Origin of the sequence: Paenibacillus sp. RC67 (assembly GCF_030020805.1) — a bacterium.
In the GTDB taxonomy this organism is placed as follows: domain Bacteria; phylum Bacillota; class Bacilli; order Paenibacillales; family NBRC-103111; genus Paenibacillus_S.
In genome coordinates this window covers 3,135,441-3,150,850 of the sequence record NZ_CP125098.1, presented here as the reverse complement: position 1 = coordinate 3,150,850, position 15,410 = coordinate 3,135,441, and the positions used below count along the sequence as shown (strand labels likewise).

Sequence of the window (15,410 nt, the reverse complement as noted above, 5' to 3'; positions counted from 1 at the left end):
AGGTTTCACTTGCATCACTCATTGGATTTCTTCATCCTTCCGTTCGTTGTGCCTCTATCTGTTGACGATCATATTGTTCTTTATACCAGCTGCCCTTGCTGAGCAGCTCTTCATGTGTTCCTCGTTCGATAATGGTTCCATTCTCCATGACAAGAATAAGGTTCGCATGCTGTATAGCCGATAGACGATGGGTTGCAATGATCGTTGTTTTGCCCGATCTTTCTTTATGAATGTTGCCGATAATCTCCGCTTCCGTACGCGCATCAACAGCAGACATCGCATCGTCCAAGATCAATATTTGCGGTTTAGCAATCAGTGCCCGCGCCATGGATACACGCTGCTTTTGTCCACCGGAGAGCGCTACGCCCTTCTCACCTACTAAAGTATCCATGCCATCAGGGAGAAATTTCAGATCTTTACTGAATGCCGAAACAGCCATTGCACTTAGTAAATCCTCTTCTGTAGCCTGCTCGTTCCCAAAGTACATGTTGGCTCGAATCGTTTGCGAGAATAAAAATGATTCCTGAGGCACATAACCTAACCATGATTTTAAGCGATCCATACCGATGCGCTCGATCGGGACGCCTGCGACAAGCACATTTCCATCCCCCATCGGGTATTCTCTGAGCAGTTGTCGGATTAAGGTCGATTTACCGCTCCCTGTTCGGCCAACAATACCCAAAGTCTCTCCAGAATGAAGCGTAAACGATACATCATCCAAATTATCATAGGAAGAGGACGGATAACGGAAAGTTACATTACGAAACTCAAGGCTTCCCGGATGTTCAGGCATCACAGGGTCTGTAGGTTCCGGCACATCCTGTTCATAGTCCAAAGTTTCTGTTACCCGATCCAATGACGCGTTGCCCCGCTGCATGATATTGATTAATTCACCGATAGCGAACATAGGCCAAATCATCATCCCTAAGTACACATTGAAGGCAACAAGAGAACCGATTGTTAATTCATTATGAAACACAAGATAAGCGCCATATCCAATACCAATCATATAACTGATGCCCACTAGGATTTTGATAGTAGGCTCGAATAGCGAATCCACACGAACTACAGCCAAGTTTTTGTCCAGTACATCTTGTGTGACCTCGGCAAACTGTCTTTCAACCGCACGCTCCTGCGTATAGGCTCTAATAACACGAATGCCTGAAATCGTCTCAAGTACCCCTTCATTCATATCTCCGAAAGCGTCCTGTGCTGCCATGTACCTTTTGTGAATCCAGCCACCGTAGAAGCTTACCAATATCGCCATGATCGGGAGCGGAATGACCGCGGCAAGAGTCAACTTCCAAGAAACGAAAACGGTCATCGTTACCAGTAGAGTTGCCATCCAAAGCGTAGAATCCAGCAAAGTTAGAATTCCAAAGCCGGCTGTTTGCGCTACCGCCTGAAGGTCGTTTGTTGCTCGGGCCATTAAATCTCCCGTACGGTTCTTCTCATAAAAAGTCGGTGTCATTTTCAGAAAGTGGCGCATCAAGCGTCCTCTCATTAATTTCTCAACGACAAAAGCTCCTCCAAACAGCTTATAACCCCAAATATACGAAATAATATAAGCCGAAATCGTAATGACAACCAACCAAAGCAGCGTATTGACAATGTAATCCCAGGTCATATGACCGAGGCCAATTGTATCAATTGAGCGCCCGACCAGCATCGGCGGAAATATTTCTAGAATTCCTGCAATAATCAGCAGTACAACTGCAATGGAATACCTTCTCCATTCTTGTCTGAAAAACCAGCCCAGTTTGGTCATGATCGATAACATGATTTCTCTCTCCTCTCTATCCCAACATCCCAATTTTATGCCCCTCAACAAATAAATAAGCACACTACCCGTGGGCAATGTGCTTATCTTATCGAAGCAACGCGCACGCTATGTCACAAGGAAGAATGGCCTGCGCAAAATATAATTAGAGCTAAATGCGCTCTTCTTTATTTCTTGTATGCAAGTGAGGCCATATCCTGCCGTATGTAATTGTTGTTCGATGCCATATAAAGCGGATTTCTAAATGCAATAAGCAACATGTATAGGCCTCTCCTTTATACTGGGATATTTAGGGGGTACACAAGAACGTTAGCATGCCGCTGCAACCCCTGTCAACGATACCTTTGTCGATAATTTAATTATAATCAATTTTTCTTATAGGGGATTGGTTCATGAATTGAATGTTCTAAGGGACGGCTTCTTATTGCCACAATAAACCATATCATGCTATAATTTTGATAAATCTCAATTTGAAAAAGGTAACTTAATTCATAGAAGCGAGGTTATCCAGATGAGTAACAATTCCATTAAGCTCGGTGTGCCGAATCAAGACGGTCAGCTAAGTATGCTGTTCACACGAGGAGGTCCTCGAGAAGGTGCTGGTAGAAAACGTATGGGAACTACCAAAAAAATATCCTTAACGCTTACGGACGAAGTATGGGAGTCCATCGAGAAAGAATGTCAAAACCATCAAGCATCTCGCTCGGAAATGATCCGTGCCATAATTGAGGCTTACTATCATTCAAGCAAGCATACCCAAGAGTAGGTGAAACCAATGTATTTGTATGTTTCCCAAGAGCTTTTGTTAGCTGCACTTACTTATGTGTCAAAGGCCGTAAATTCCAACAGCCCTCAGCCTATTTTATCATGCGTCCTGATAGTTGCTCATTCTAATGGGGTGACATTAAGAGCGATGAACAGCAATATGTCTATTCAATATGATATAGCAGCTCAGTCTTCTTCAATATCCGTAAATCGAGAAGGCAGTATTGCTGTCCCAGCACGAATATTTCATGAAATTATCCATAAGCTTCCCACTGAAAAGGTGACAATAGAGTCCCAGGAAAGGATCATGATGATCCGATCGTCCTTTGGGATCTATCGTTTATGCGGTATGAACCCGAACGAATTTCCGGATTCAGCACTCGTTGGTGATGAGGATAGCTCATGTTTAAGCCTGCCTAGCCTAGTGCTCAAAAAGGGTATAAGACAAGCATTTGCTGTCTCACCTTCCGAAACGAGGCCAATACTAACTGGCATTTCTTTCGAGCTGCGTAATCAAACACTTCAGCTTACGGCCACCGATGGAATACGACTTGCTACAACAGAAATCAACGTCCCTAGTTGTCGTTGTAAGGATTCACGTTTCATTCTTCCTGGAAAACATGCGCTGGAGTTAGCCAAGATGCTGCCAGATGATCAAACACATACCGAAATCTGGATACAATCGAATCAAATCCTCTTTAAAAGCAATCAGCTTCAAATCGTTTCTTGCCTTCTCGATGGTAATTATCCTCCGATCCGTCATCTCATTCCAAACACAATTACAAGCGACATTACAGTCAGAACGTCCCGATTGCTGCAAGCCGTTGAACGTGTCGCTATCCTGGCTGGGAATCATATTCTTAAGCTTTGTATCTCCTCCGACCAAGCAATGCAAATACATTCAAATACGGCTGAGGTTGGGGATGTGCAAGAAGAAGTACTGCTTGAGGAACGAACCGGAGATGCAATTACCCTCTTTTTGAACACTAAATATTTATTAGACGTAATGCGGTTTATTCAATGTGAAACGGTACACATCCAATTTTCAGGGCAGTTAAGTCCCATTGTTATTCAGCCCTCAGATATACAATCCAAATCACTTTACTTGGTGACTCCTATTAGATCGCATCACTATTAGAGTGACGCAAGCTGCCGAATGAGATATGAAAGAGCTATTCTCTTTTTCGTACAACATAAGTAACCACATTTGATTTTAAAATAACGGGGACCTCATCTCTCATAATATCAGACTGTTGAGGCCTAACATTAACCTGAATCAGCTCCCACCCGCTGTACACATCATGTAACAATTGAAGCATATCATCCGTAGAAAGATTAACCTCCATTAATACTTCCAAGCTGCGTTGAGTCACTTGCTCTATTTCAATTAGATTCGTGTTTATAACCAAACAGTTCAATCCATGAGGCTTGGTTCCTACCTGCATAGAATGAAGAACCTTTTGCAATGATTCAAAGGACTGCGCGTGTTCCAGACTGGAAACTGCCACGATATAATCGTACTCTGCTTGTGGTATCTCATATTCGCTGATATCTGCCAGTATCGTTTGTACACATTCCGCAACTTGATACTCTTGACTGTATTGGAGGAGCTTTGCCAAGGCGGACTCTAGCAAATCTACACAAACGATGCTACCACCTTTTTCCTTTATTTGTTTTGCTAGTGGAATGCTATTTCTACCAACCCCGCAGCCTAAATCAAGAATATGTATATCTCGTTGAGTTTGTAAAAGCGTTGTCGTTTCGATCACCGCTTTTACAGGCTTATAGAGCCATGAGCCCTCTTCGAATAAAGCATAATTGTCGTAACAGTATTCATGATATTTCTTTTCTTCCTGTCGAATCCGTGCAATTCTATCCATCTGCTCACTCCTCCTATATCTATTTTTCTAGCTAATTATCTCCTGATTTCACACTTATTTCACCATATATTGTTAAAATTAAAAAAAGCTGTCGATTGACTCGACAGCCTGCTTCTTTTCCTTATTCCAATTCTGATCTATTGAGAATACCATCATTAATAGCCTGTTCACGAAGCTCTAAATACAGCTCAGCTTGTGTAGCATTCACATATGGCATAACGAACAATACACCGATGAATAAAGCTATTGTCCCCAGTATATACCAGCCTAAGAAGGATAGATCCAGCACAAACATTCTCCATTTGTATCCGTTTGTCATCCGGTTGCTTAGCTCTACGGCACGTTTAGTCCCGATATGAGGCTGATCCGCCAACAAATAGGGAGTCATGCTGTAAGCATAATACTTCACGATACCCGGGATGATGAGAAGCAGATACCACAAGAAGTTGAGAAACATCCGCCAAAGCATCGCTTTCACGATAGCTACGTAATTTCCTTTTGAAAAACCATAGCCCATATAGTTCATATTGACATCTTCTCGGGACGACTGCGTGAAATATTTTCTTATTCCTACTTCTAATGGATTACTGACCCAAATTCGAAAAGCGATCGTGGCCAAAAAAATAATAACGCCAATGATTATAGCACCAATGATAATAGCAAGCATTAAGCCATCTAATTTCCCGTTGAAATTATAATTGAAACCGTTATTAACACCTGGAAATAAAGAAAAGTCCTGATTCTTACTACCTCCGTTACCATTAAAGCTGGAGTTGTAGGAACAGCTTGGAAGTCCCCCTGTAACAACAGCCAGCAGCAAGCTGGCGAGAAAAGCCTTCCAATAAGATAGCCTTAATACATTCTTTGCTCTGTCTTTCAGTAATTTGCGAGTCCACATCCCTGCAGTCTCCTCCCTTTTCATTTAATATAAGATTGCCTGCTTACAATCCAGATGCTCTGGCCCCACTTGTTTCAAATTGCCGACTACCATCTTATGAACTGCTAAGAAGGTGTAGAACTCCCCCATAAGCCATAATACTTTTTGTAGGCTCAAAATAAAATCCATTTTCCTCCTTTTTTACAAGTTCGTTGTCATTATAACTGGGTCAGGCCATGATCCACAGGGACCAGAGTCACAATTCTTTAGGTAATATTTCGTGGCTATGCTGACAAGAGCTCTCAGATATTTGAAAGTCGTCCCCTTCACACTCCAATTAAAACTATATCGTTTGGTTCAACTCATTTGCTGCAGCACTTTCGCAACTAAGCATTTACTCATAAGTATAATTCATATATTGGAAATTGGTTAACATTTTTTAGGAAAGGGATGGGTATTGTTTGAAAAAGATCCTCTTACTGATCGCTATAGCAATTGCATCGCTGCTTCCCATTGGTCCTTCAATTATGGATGCTGCGCCCCGAACAGTCGATGTACAGCTGCCTGAATTCCAGGTTAAGATGAATGGAGTGAATCTGGATAGCGCTCAATTGAAATACCCGCTTCTGATTTATAAAGACATCACTTATATTCCGATGACATGGTCGATTAGTCAAGCGTCTGGCTTGACTACGCAGTGGAGTGATCAAGAGGGGCTTTCTGTTCAGTTAAGTGCGCCTCCTGCTCTTAAGCCACAATTCGAAGAAGGAGGTTCTTTCCATCAAGGGAAAACCTACAAAGCACAGCTACCAGATTTCCCCATCACCGTAAACCATACAGCTATTGAGAACGCCGCTGAGGATCATCCTTTACTTGTTTTTCAAAACGTGACCTATTTTCCGTTGACTTGGAAATTCGCTGTTGACGAGTTTCGCTGGAAGCTTGATTGGAATAACGACGATGGAGTGAGTATTCGAACGCAGCAAAAAACGTACATGACCGGAATCATGTACGACGATGATCCGTATTTATATTTAGGTGTCAACAACAGTAATCCCTCAAGAATCATGAGAATATATAAAAATCTGGAAGGTCCTGCCGAGCTGCTAAAGGTTGAGGAAGGAAACGTTATTTCCAATGCAAGGAGGGAAGCTTCCGCCTCCTCTTCGTTCTCCCCAAACTCTAACACCTACACTCCTGATAAAAGGCTCACTGTTCGGCAACACTCACTCTATTTTAATGATATATTGCTTATGAATGTGGAAAAATATGAGGACCTGAACTCCAAATTGCCTTCTGCTTCCTCCAATTTCCTGCCCCTTCATCGTATCTACGATTTCAATGAAGGGGTAGCACTTGTCTATATATCGATTCAGACCGGACCGAGAAACCCGGTAAACATACCTTCCGACCAATTTCTGTTTATTGTAAGAAACGGAAACGCAGAACGTGTCGAAGGCTTCAATCAAGAATTCAGTTCCCAGTCGATTCAACAAACCAAGGATGGGATGTGGATATGGACTTATTCTCCAACCTATTTAACTGCGATGTCTGGAGGATCTCGTGGCCAACTTATCCGAATCAATAACGACGGACAATATTGGTTTTGGAATCAGATGCTGAATGCTCAGTATTTGAGGGTTCTAGATCACGAGGATGATCGCTTATTGGTTCAAGCTTATCAATTAATCACCTATAACCAACCGGCCATGATTTCAGGCTATTATAGGTTACACGTGGACGGAACGTACGATTCTCTAGGTGAGCTGACCGGCAGTCCTACGCTGCCTACTTATGTCGATCAACAGAAGGAGTTGTACGTCGTCGATCGAAATACAGTCACGAATATCATGACAGGAAACACACGTACATGGTGGGATTATGAGTTAAAAGAGATCACAGCAGAAATTCCGAATGCCGGTACATGGTAACCTAAATGATAAGTTCATTTCTTATCCACTGCTTCAAATCCATTCATAATATCGGTCCTCTTGATTACCGCGTACCAGAACGGTATTCTCGCATGAATCGATGAACATACAGACAATAGGATAGATTTGCGGTTTATGGGTCATGGAGTACTCGAATCTTTGTCCCGATGCACCGTGATGTTTAATCAACAGCTCACATAATGTGCGGGCACTGGATACCCCTTCCTGCAGCATTTTCAATACAGCCAACTGCTGATCCATTGTGAGCTGGCCACCGGGTAGTACAGAAGGACCTGAGTTAGCCGCTTTAGGTAGCGTTTCTGTTGGTGTCTCCATTGCAAACAAGTCCAACTGAATAAGCTCGTTTTCCTCTTGTTCTGGAATTTGAGGAGCTTCTGTACTTAGAGCCGATGCAAGCATGGATTTGGACACAATTCGCTCGTTAGCCAGTCTTCGAAGGCGAACGACTTGACGACCAAGTAACGGCAGCTCCAGTTCCAGATGTTTTTGAATATCAGGGGGAATCACAAGCTCCTTCAAGTCGGGCAGCCGTTCCTGCTCCAAGGACCAGCCCTTCTCTATCTTGGATAATACTTCATCCAGTTCAAAATCAATGGCGTCAAAGCCTTTTAGTATCTCCGCCACAATTTTGGCATCAATACCCGTATGCAGCTGCAAATGATCGATTCCGAACTTTTTAATGACTCCGTCTTCCTTATTTTGAACAATGTGTTGGTATCTCAAGGCTCTGCCGCACTCGCATTTCAACTCAGAGGTCACATGGCCTGCATCAATGTAATTGATGTAAACCCAAGAGGTTAATAACTGTTCTATATCTTCGAACGATGCGCCTTCCGGAATAAAATGTCCTTTTTGACGTGACATTACATTTGCAAATACCGTTCGGCGGCCTCTCAGCATATCTTCATTCAAGTACTGTCTCTGTTGATCGGAAAGAAGGGCCAGAAGCGCATCCCTTTCTTCACTTGTATATATTTTCATCATCTCACATCCTTACCTGATTGCAACAAATCAGCATATCTCATTGCCTTTCTTCTATATTACTATATTAAGCTCAATATGTATTCACTGCGAATGAACATGTCCTTCACAAGTCACTTTTTCAAAAAAAATTCCTCACATGAACGCCGCCACCCGATATTCTGATGTATAATCAGATTTAGACAGCAACTTAGACCAACCTCTTGTGACCATATGCTATTCTCTAGGGTGGTGGGATTAAGTGAAGAAACGAGCAATGTTTATAGGAAACGAATCAAGAATTAATGACGTGTATAACAGTCAAATTCAGGAAGAGCTCAGCACTATTGCAGATTTCTACCCAGCAGTTATCCATAAAGACAATTTGGATGAACATGCAGCGGCTTTGAGAACCATCGAAATCGCTTTTTCTACCTGGGGAATGCCTTCACTCAGCCGAGAAGAAATACAGCGTTACTTCCCTAATTTGAAAGCGCTCTTTTACGCAGCCGGCAGTGTTCAGAACTTTGCAAGACCCTTCCTCCAGCAGGACATTGCAGTAGTCAGCGCTTGGGCCGCCAACGCTGTACCTGTAGCTGAATATACGGCTGCTCAAATCGTATTGGCTAACAAAGGCTTTTTCCAAAGTGCGTTAAATTGCAAAACGAAGCGACGGGAATCGTCGAAATATGCGAGATCTTTTCCAGGTAATTGGAATGCCAAGGTGGGTATTCTCGGAGCAGGCATGATCGGCAAAAAAGTAATTGAGTTTTTGAAACCCTATCAATTGGAAATTCATGTATTTGACCCCTACTTGCCTGATTCGGCCGCTCAAAAGTTAGGCGTTCAAAAGAAAGAGCTATCAGAAATCTTCTCCCAATGCCATACCATCTCTAATCATTTGGCGAACCTCCCGGCTACTGTAGGCATCCTGAACAGAACGCATTTTGAACTCATGCTACCCAACGCGACTTTCATCAATACTGCACGGGGATTGCAAGTGGTGGAAGCAGACTTGATCCAAGCTCTTCGCGCTGTACCAACAAGAACCGCAGTATTGGATGTGACTTACCCAGAACCCGTTCAACCTGAGAGTGATCTGCTGAAGCTGGATAATGTTATCCTGACACCTCATATTGCTGGAAGCAATCCGTCAGAAGTGACGCGAATGGCCCAATATATAGTGGAGGAATTCCGACGCTATTTACAGCAGGAAGCACTTCAATACCAAGTAACGCTAACCATGCTTGAGACGATGGCATAAACTATTCAAACCGGGTGCGCAGGCATCCGGTTTTCTTCTTACCTGAACTCATTCCTTTATCTCAAAGGATAGATCAAATGAACAGGTTCACCCTTCAATTCATTATAATAACAATAATTATGGCCATATCCGGCAATGCATAATATTGTGCTGTCAGGGTTCTTCTTAATCACGTTCTTAATTCTCTGAATCATAATAAGATGACGATGCGTCCATCTAAAGGCTTGGGCTATCGGATTGACTTGGCCCATCCATTCAAACTGACCTCTTGTTAAATCATCTAGCTCGAAGGAATTGAATGGAATCGGGCTATTCCCGCATACGGCTAGCTGCTTCTCTGTCCAATTCGATAATTCAAGCTTCAATCGTTCCTGTTCTGCTTCGCTAAATGGAGCAAAAGGATCGAAGTCCCACCACACATCCATTTCCAGCCAGTCTACAGGTTCAAATCGAATGCCCCTCTCCTTGCATAGTGGAAAGATAAGCTTCCAATACTCACTTGCCGGCTCGGCCCAATACGACTTGTAGTTCTGGTCTGGATTTGCCCAGTAGCCTTCACCAGCCTTGTTCTTACAGATTAAATCCCACGTGGACGGTATGACCTCCCCGCAGATGATGTCAGGATTGAATTCTATGATCAATTCACGAAGGAAATCGAGATGCATGCCATACTTTTCTCTGCACTCTTCATCATGAGATAAACCTAGAATACCGACTATCGTCGTCATGATAGGGTCTCCCAACGAGCCCACAGCTCTGGAGGATTCACTTCATAGACTTCATTTTCTCTGTAAACGAATTGATGCATGATAAACTCTCTTCGAATGGTAGCAAAATCATCATGATAGGCTTTAATAAACTCATTCATCTCTTTTTCTGTATAATGGCGACCTTGCTCCAATTGGAGTACCAAATGCTCCAGTATAATAAGCTTCTTCTTCAGTTGTGCGGGCACATGCTTTAATTTCCCATCTGAAGTCATGAAGTTTTTGATAACTGAGGCGGCCAATCGCTTATTGTTCTCATCCAAAGGCTCCGATCCCTCCGCTCCATTTTGCCTCTTATAAATAAAGTCGGCCGTAGCCATTGCATTACTTTTAATGAAATAATGATTGAGGGAAAAGTAAATCGTGTTCTTCTCCCTCCGTTCGTTGATTAATCCTGCTTCTCGAAGCTTAGCCGCATGATGGGTTATTGTCGCCGCTGATAGGAAACACTTCTCGGCAAGCACTTGTCCGTTCAGTTCTCCGTCTGCAAGCAGGAGCAGCATTTTGATACGTGTTGGGTCTGCAAGTGCTTTATGATAGGTAACGAGCTTATCTAATTGCATGGAGATATCACACCCTATAATTTTGATTGTTATCTAATTAGATAGTTATTAAATTATAAAATATATCATTTTACATCATTTGTCAATTGGTTCTAAAAAAATAACCGCCTGCAATGATAATATTTACTTATAAAATCAACGAACCGCGCTATGCGCGGCCAGAGTGTCGAGAAACCTGCAAAACTTGAAATTTTGCTAGTATACTCCAGCGGGGTATGCCCCTCCAGCCGCTGTTGAAACCCGTGAATTTGATTAGATTTAAGCGGTATATTCACGGATTTCAAAGGCGGACGTAAACTCCTCCGAGGCATACCCAACTTATCTATATAGCATATTTCTCGGAAATACAGGTTACTCAACAGACTCACCGTGCTAGGCGCGGCCAGTCAATTTTCATTTCAAGTCATTCAATACCAGTATGTATTTGAATTATAGCGAGTTTATATCTTACCAGTATTCATCATTTTAGGCTCTTTTTTAATAAACTTATTATTTCATCTCTTGATTTAGAAAGTTTATGACTCATGCTATCTATCAGATCATCCGTAAAAACAACCGGTGAATTCATCATATTCATATGTTTATTAAATGTTTTAATAGCTTGGTTAAGATCAAGTGGCTCGATAAACTGTATAACGCTTACTTCCATACTTAAGTGTTTATAACAAAAATCTTTTATGCATTCTTCAATACCTCTTATATCTATACCTGGTCCTGGGTGCCATAGCTCGATAGACCTTGGTTTCACATTATTCTCATTCAAAGGCAAATTGTTATAATGTAACTCGAACAAGTCTTCATCCTTTGGGTGATCATAATAGTAGTGATAATAAATCTTATCATCTTCCAAATACTTCTGAACTTGTTTGAGAAATTCTTGTTCATCCGGATCACTAGCTAATTCTACTAAACCACTTTCCATATAATTTTTACAGCATATACAAATTCCTGCTAGTTTCTCTGTATCATTCGGAGTACTATAGAGTAAAATGTCTTCCCACCCCGTTAATGGAGATAGACCATACACCCCCCACCATAAATCTAGTGATGTTGTTTTTACATAAATATCCTTTCTAACAGGAATCACAAATCCATCCCCTTCTCTTAATTATTTCCCCGTCGGCTTTTTATGAAAAGACTGCTTACGCTATAAATGATCAGGATAACAATGAAGTAAACAGGAAAAAGAACCAGCCCCACTGCAGTCGCAACGACAATCCAGGTCATCATCAGATCATCATTATCATCACAGAGAAGGAATGCGCAAAATAAACATAGCAACCAAATTAAGCAGCCTAGGTACCCGATTTTATACGGAAGTTTCAACGATATCAGTCCTTTAAGGAGTTTAGACACGATAGAAGACAGTTCCAAACTTCTTCACTACACCCGATGCAGACTCCGATAAACCGATGGGGGCATCCCTGTTTTCTTCGAGAATACACGACTCAAATAAAAACCGTTTTCGTATCCGCACTGCGCCGCGATTTCATCCAGCTTCAGCGATGTGCCTTCTAGTAAGTGCCTGGCTCTTGTGAGTCGAATTTCGTTCAAAAGCTCGGAAGGCGTCTCCCCAAATGCTTTGCGGAATCTCCTGGTTAACTGTACGGGTGTGAGCTTTAGACGATCAGCTAGCTCCTGCATCGAAAAGCTATCATAAGCTTTTTCTGTCAACCTCTTTCTAGCTTCCTCCATCAATGCGTCGCGTTGTCCTCTAGTTACATCCTGTGCAAGTTGTTCCAGCATAACCAGCCTTAGCATGTCACTCAGCATATGCTGCTTATGCAGCATACTCGTATCCTCCCACCCTGTAATTTGTCTTAAATAATGATAGTCAGACTGAAGCCTCTCCATATCATACACCGCGAGTTTACCGTTCCATTGTCCTTCTTCTACTGTATAAGGCTCCTTTAGCCAAACAAATTGAAGAAAATGGAAGCTCAAAGGCTCCAGCGTTTTCCTTATAAATGCAGTATTCGGAGGACACAGTACCAAATCGCCAAAGCTGGCTTCTCCGCTCTCCTCTCCTATGGTGTATCGAAATCGGCCGGCTTCAACGGCAAACAATGTCCAGCATGGATATGTATCAGAGGGAAGCATAAATTCTGTCTTTTGATGCCAATAGACATGAGAGATAAGTTTCAATTCCATATCGCAGGATGACAATGCAAACACCTCTAGATTTAATGAAATAAAGTATATGCATATTGTAACTCTATGCATGTTAAAAGCAAATAATCTATTTTACAATGAAATCAAAGATATTCACTATTCATTAAAAGGTGAGGTGTCAACGTTCAATGAGACAAGAATCCATCTCTTCTGACGTTACGGTAATTGGCGGCGGATTGGCAGGTGTTTGTGCAGCAATCGCTGCAGCACGACTAGGTCAAACCGTTTCTTTGATTCAAAATCGTCCTGTTCTGGGCGGAAATTCAAGCAGTGAGGTTAGGGTCTGGGTTTGCGGTGCAACCTCCCATGGTGTTCACCGGAACGCTCGTGAAACGGGCATTATGGGAGAGCTATTTGTAGAAAATCAATACCGTAATATCGACGGAAATCCGTATATTTGGGATTTGATCATCCTTGAAAAGGTAAAGGCTGAAAGCAATATTAGCCTATTTTTAAATACCGATGTTCACGAGGTGGAAGCCGTTGGGGATGAAGATCAACGTTCGATAACGTCGGTTACCGGCTGGATGATGGGATCAGAACGAAAAATTCGGTTCGAAAGCAAGCTGTATCTCGATTGCACGGGTGACGGTCTCGTCGGATTTCTTGCCGGCGCCAACTATCGTATCGGGCGCGAAGCTCAAGAAGAGTTTCAAGAAGAATGGGCACCGCTAGTGCCTGACGATATAACGCTTGGCAGCACGCTCCTGTTCTATACGAAGGATGCAGGACATCCCGTAAAATATAGGGCTCCAAGCTTTGCCAAAGATATTACTCAGACCTCCATCCCTATGAAACGAGTCATTCGCAGCGGCGATAACGGCTGTGCTTATTGGTGGATTGAGTGGGGCGGAGAACTCGATACCGTCCATGACAATGAACGCATCCGCGACGAACTCTCGTCAGTCATTTATGGCATATGGGATTATATTAAAAACTCAGGTCAATTCGAAGCTGATAATCTGACATTAGAATGGATCGGCTCCTTACCAGGCAAAAGGGAATACCGACGCTTCGTCGGTGATTATGTACTGAACCAGAATGATGTGATTGCGCAAGAAGCATTCGAGGATCGCGTTGCTTTCGGTGGCTGGTCGATTGACCTGCACCCCCCGCAAGGAATGTATTCTACAGCTAAAGGCTCGAAGCACATGCATATGGACGGAAGCTATCATATTCCGTTCCGCTCCCTCTTCTCGGCTAACGTGAGCAACATGCTGATGGCTGGCCGCAATATCAGCGCCTCTCATGTGGCTTTTGGCACCACACGTGTAATGGCCACCTGCGCGGTTATTGGTGAAGCTGCCGGTACCGGTGCTGCTCTTTGCGCAATGAAAAACACTTCGCCACGCGTCTTACACGCAGAACACTTGGATGAGCTGCAACAAACCTTGCTGCGACAAGATGCATCGGTGTTGGGGCTCAAAAATACCGATCCACATGATCTCGCTCTGCGCGCTGAAGTGAATGCATCAAGTACGCTATCGAAGCTTGCATTGGAGTATTCGATAGGAACTGTGACGCTGAACACTGATCTCAGCTTTATCATACCTGCCGATCCAGGAATCGACGGTATCGAGCTGCTTGTTGATGCTTCGAGCGATACTGAGCTGATCGTAGAACTGTGGAGCACAGGTAAACCACAAAATTATGTACCTCATTCTCATGAGGCTACTGCCAAGGTTAGCGTCACCGCTGGTGAGAAGCAATGGATTCTCGCTGGCTTATCCTGGTATCCGGATAACGCCCAGAATGCGTTTATCATTGTTAAGCAAAATCCTGCTGTAGCGCCTCACTTATCCGATCGTCCCCTCACCGGCGTGTTAGCTTTCAAACATGCCATGGATGTGCGGAGCAAAGAAGATTTCGGAGATATGCACCATCATCAACCAGTCGTAGATTGGAGCGGTAAATCCTTCATCAGAAAGCCGATTTGCTTTAAGCTTCATTCCATCTCCGATGCTCTGGCCGCTCACAAAGCGACAGACGGCTATACTCGACCATACGGCGGTCCGCATATGTGGTCGTCACAGCCAATGGACCAAGGAAAACCGGAATGGCTAGAGCTCAGCTGGCAGGAGGATGTACAAGTAGGCTGCATTCACATCACATTTAACGACGACGTCAATGAAGATCTAATCAATCTGCATCACCACCGTACTCCTTTTGAGATCATACCTGAGCTTGCCAAGGACTATCAAATTCAAGCATGGGTGCGGGGGGAATGGATCACGCTAGCCGAAGAGCACAGCAACCATACACGGAAAAGAGTCCACAAGCTAGCCTCCTCCATTGAAACGAGCAAGCTTCGTATCGTTGTCACTTCCACAAATGGAAGCGAAAGAGCGGAAATCGTTGAGGTTCGCTGCTACGAGTAAGACAATAATTGCTCATATACAAGAACGCCCTCATTATAAGCATGTAGGGCGC

General features: G+C 43.2%; 13 protein-coding genes. 5 read left to right on the top strand and 8 right to left on the bottom strand.

Features of this window, described 5'->3' with window-relative positions; genetic code table 11:
* Window positions 1–31 precede the first annotated feature (31 nt).
* The gene (locus tag QMA13_RS14455) at window positions 32–1,780 is read right to left on the bottom strand and encodes an ABC transporter ATP-binding protein (RefSeq protein WP_282942208.1); all 1,749 of its coding nucleotides are present in this window, start codon (window positions 1,778–1,780) and stop codon (window positions 32–34) included.
* Between the two features lie 511 nt (window positions 1,781–2,291).
* Between QMA13_RS14455 and QMA13_RS14450 the strand changes: the two genes are divergently transcribed.
* Window positions 2,292–2,546, top strand: a complete 255-nt coding sequence (locus tag QMA13_RS14450) for a ribbon-helix-helix domain-containing protein (RefSeq protein ID WP_282942206.1) — start codon at window positions 2,292–2,294, stop codon at window positions 2,544–2,546.
* A 9-nt stretch (window positions 2,547–2,555) separates the two neighbouring features.
* A complete protein-coding gene (dnaN, locus tag QMA13_RS14445; protein ID WP_282942205.1) occupies window positions 2,556–3,683 on the top strand; it encodes a DNA polymerase III subunit beta in 1,128 nt (375 codons plus the stop codon).
* 34 nt (window positions 3,684–3,717) lie between these two features.
* Here dnaN and QMA13_RS14440 read toward each other — a convergent pair whose 3' ends face one another.
* Together QMA13_RS14440 and QMA13_RS14435 are read right to left on the bottom strand one after the other, a co-directional pair.
* Window positions 3,718–4,425: a class I SAM-dependent methyltransferase gene (locus QMA13_RS14440; protein WP_282942204.1), complete on the bottom strand. Its 708-nt coding sequence runs from the start codon at window positions 4,423–4,425 to the stop codon at window positions 3,718–3,720.
* Between the two features lie 121 nt (window positions 4,426–4,546).
* Window positions 4,547–5,323, bottom strand: coding sequence for a DUF975 family protein (locus QMA13_RS14435; protein WP_282942203.1), 777 nt, complete (start codon window positions 5,321–5,323; stop codon window positions 4,547–4,549).
* A gap of 440 nt (window positions 5,324–5,763) precedes the next feature.
* Here QMA13_RS14435 and QMA13_RS14430 point away from each other — a divergent pair, with 440 nt between their 5' ends.
* A complete protein-coding gene (locus QMA13_RS14430) occupies window positions 5,764–7,233 on the top strand; it encodes a hypothetical protein (protein ID WP_282942201.1) in 1,470 nt (489 codons plus the stop codon).
* 33 nt (window positions 7,234–7,266) lie between these two features.
* Here QMA13_RS14430 and QMA13_RS14425 read toward each other — a convergent pair whose 3' ends face one another.
* Complete coding sequence (locus tag QMA13_RS14425; protein ID WP_282942199.1) at window positions 7,267–8,238, bottom strand: DUF3895 domain-containing protein; 972 nt, start codon at window positions 8,236–8,238, stop codon at window positions 7,267–7,269.
* 238 nt (window positions 8,239–8,476) lie between these two features.
* Between QMA13_RS14425 and QMA13_RS14420 the strand changes: the two genes are divergently transcribed.
* Window positions 8,477–9,478, top strand: coding sequence for a hydroxyacid dehydrogenase (locus QMA13_RS14420; protein ID WP_282942198.1), 1,002 nt, complete (start codon window positions 8,477–8,479; stop codon window positions 9,476–9,478).
* Between the two features lie 56 nt (window positions 9,479–9,534).
* Here QMA13_RS14420 and QMA13_RS14415 read toward each other — a convergent pair whose 3' ends face one another.
* From QMA13_RS14415 to QMA13_RS14400, 4 genes are all read right to left on the bottom strand, one after another.
* The gene (locus tag QMA13_RS14415) at window positions 9,535–10,206 is read right to left on the bottom strand and encodes a hypothetical protein (RefSeq protein ID WP_282942197.1); all 672 of its coding nucleotides are present in this window, start codon (window positions 10,204–10,206) and stop codon (window positions 9,535–9,537) included.
* Complete coding sequence (locus QMA13_RS14410) at window positions 10,203–10,808, bottom strand: DUF2087 domain-containing protein (protein ID WP_282942195.1); 606 nt, start codon at window positions 10,806–10,808, stop codon at window positions 10,203–10,205. The genes QMA13_RS14415 and QMA13_RS14410 overlap by 4 nt, the downstream gene beginning before the upstream one ends.
* 460 nt (window positions 10,809–11,268) lie before the next feature.
* Window positions 11,269–11,895 (bottom strand): hypothetical protein, encoded by a 627-nt coding sequence (locus QMA13_RS14405; RefSeq protein ID WP_282942193.1) that lies wholly within the window; start codon window positions 11,893–11,895, stop codon window positions 11,269–11,271.
* Between the two features lie 296 nt (window positions 11,896–12,191).
* Window positions 12,192–12,959 carry a helix-turn-helix domain-containing protein gene (locus QMA13_RS14400; RefSeq protein ID WP_282942192.1) on the bottom strand — a complete coding sequence of 256 codons (768 nt, stop codon included), beginning with the start codon at window positions 12,957–12,959 and terminating at the stop codon, window positions 12,192–12,194.
* A gap of 149 nt (window positions 12,960–13,108) precedes the next feature.
* On the opposite strand from QMA13_RS14400, the gene QMA13_RS14395 reads away from it, so the two are divergent.
* A complete protein-coding gene (locus QMA13_RS14395; RefSeq protein WP_282942191.1) occupies window positions 13,109–15,358 on the top strand; it encodes an FAD-dependent oxidoreductase in 2,250 nt (749 codons plus the stop codon).
* Window positions 15,359–15,410: the final 52 nt, after the last annotated feature.

Coding starts and splice junctions, on each gene's coding strand:
- QMA13_RS14455 (WP_282942208.1), bottom strand. CDS start 1,780: ATGTTATCGATCATGACCAAACTGGGCTGGTTTTTCAGACAAGAATGG.
- QMA13_RS14450 (WP_282942206.1), top strand. CDS start 2,292: ATGAGTAACAATTCCATTAAGCTCGGTGTGCCGAATCAAGACGGTCAG.
- dnaN (WP_282942205.1), top strand. CDS start 2,556: ATGTATTTGTATGTTTCCCAAGAGCTTTTGTTAGCTGCACTTACTTAT.
- QMA13_RS14440 (WP_282942204.1), bottom strand. CDS start 4,425: ATGGATAGAATTGCACGGATTCGACAGGAAGAAAAGAAATATCATGAA.
- QMA13_RS14435 (WP_282942203.1), bottom strand. CDS start 5,323: ATGTGGACTCGCAAATTACTGAAAGACAGAGCAAAGAATGTATTAAGG.
- QMA13_RS14425 (WP_282942199.1), bottom strand. CDS start 8,238: ATGATGAAAATATATACAAGTGAAGAAAGGGATGCGCTTCTGGCCCTT.
- QMA13_RS14415 (WP_282942197.1), bottom strand. CDS start 10,206: ATGACGACGATAGTCGGTATTCTAGGTTTATCTCATGATGAAGAGTGC.
- QMA13_RS14410 (WP_282942195.1), bottom strand. CDS start 10,808: ATGCAATTAGATAAGCTCGTTACCTATCATAAAGCACTTGCAGACCCA.
- QMA13_RS14400 (WP_282942192.1), bottom strand. CDS start 12,959: ATGGAATTGAAACTTATCTCTCATGTCTATTGGCATCAAAAGACAGAA.
- QMA13_RS14395 (WP_282942191.1), top strand. CDS start 13,109: ATGAGACAAGAATCCATCTCTTCTGACGTTACGGTAATTGGCGGCGGA.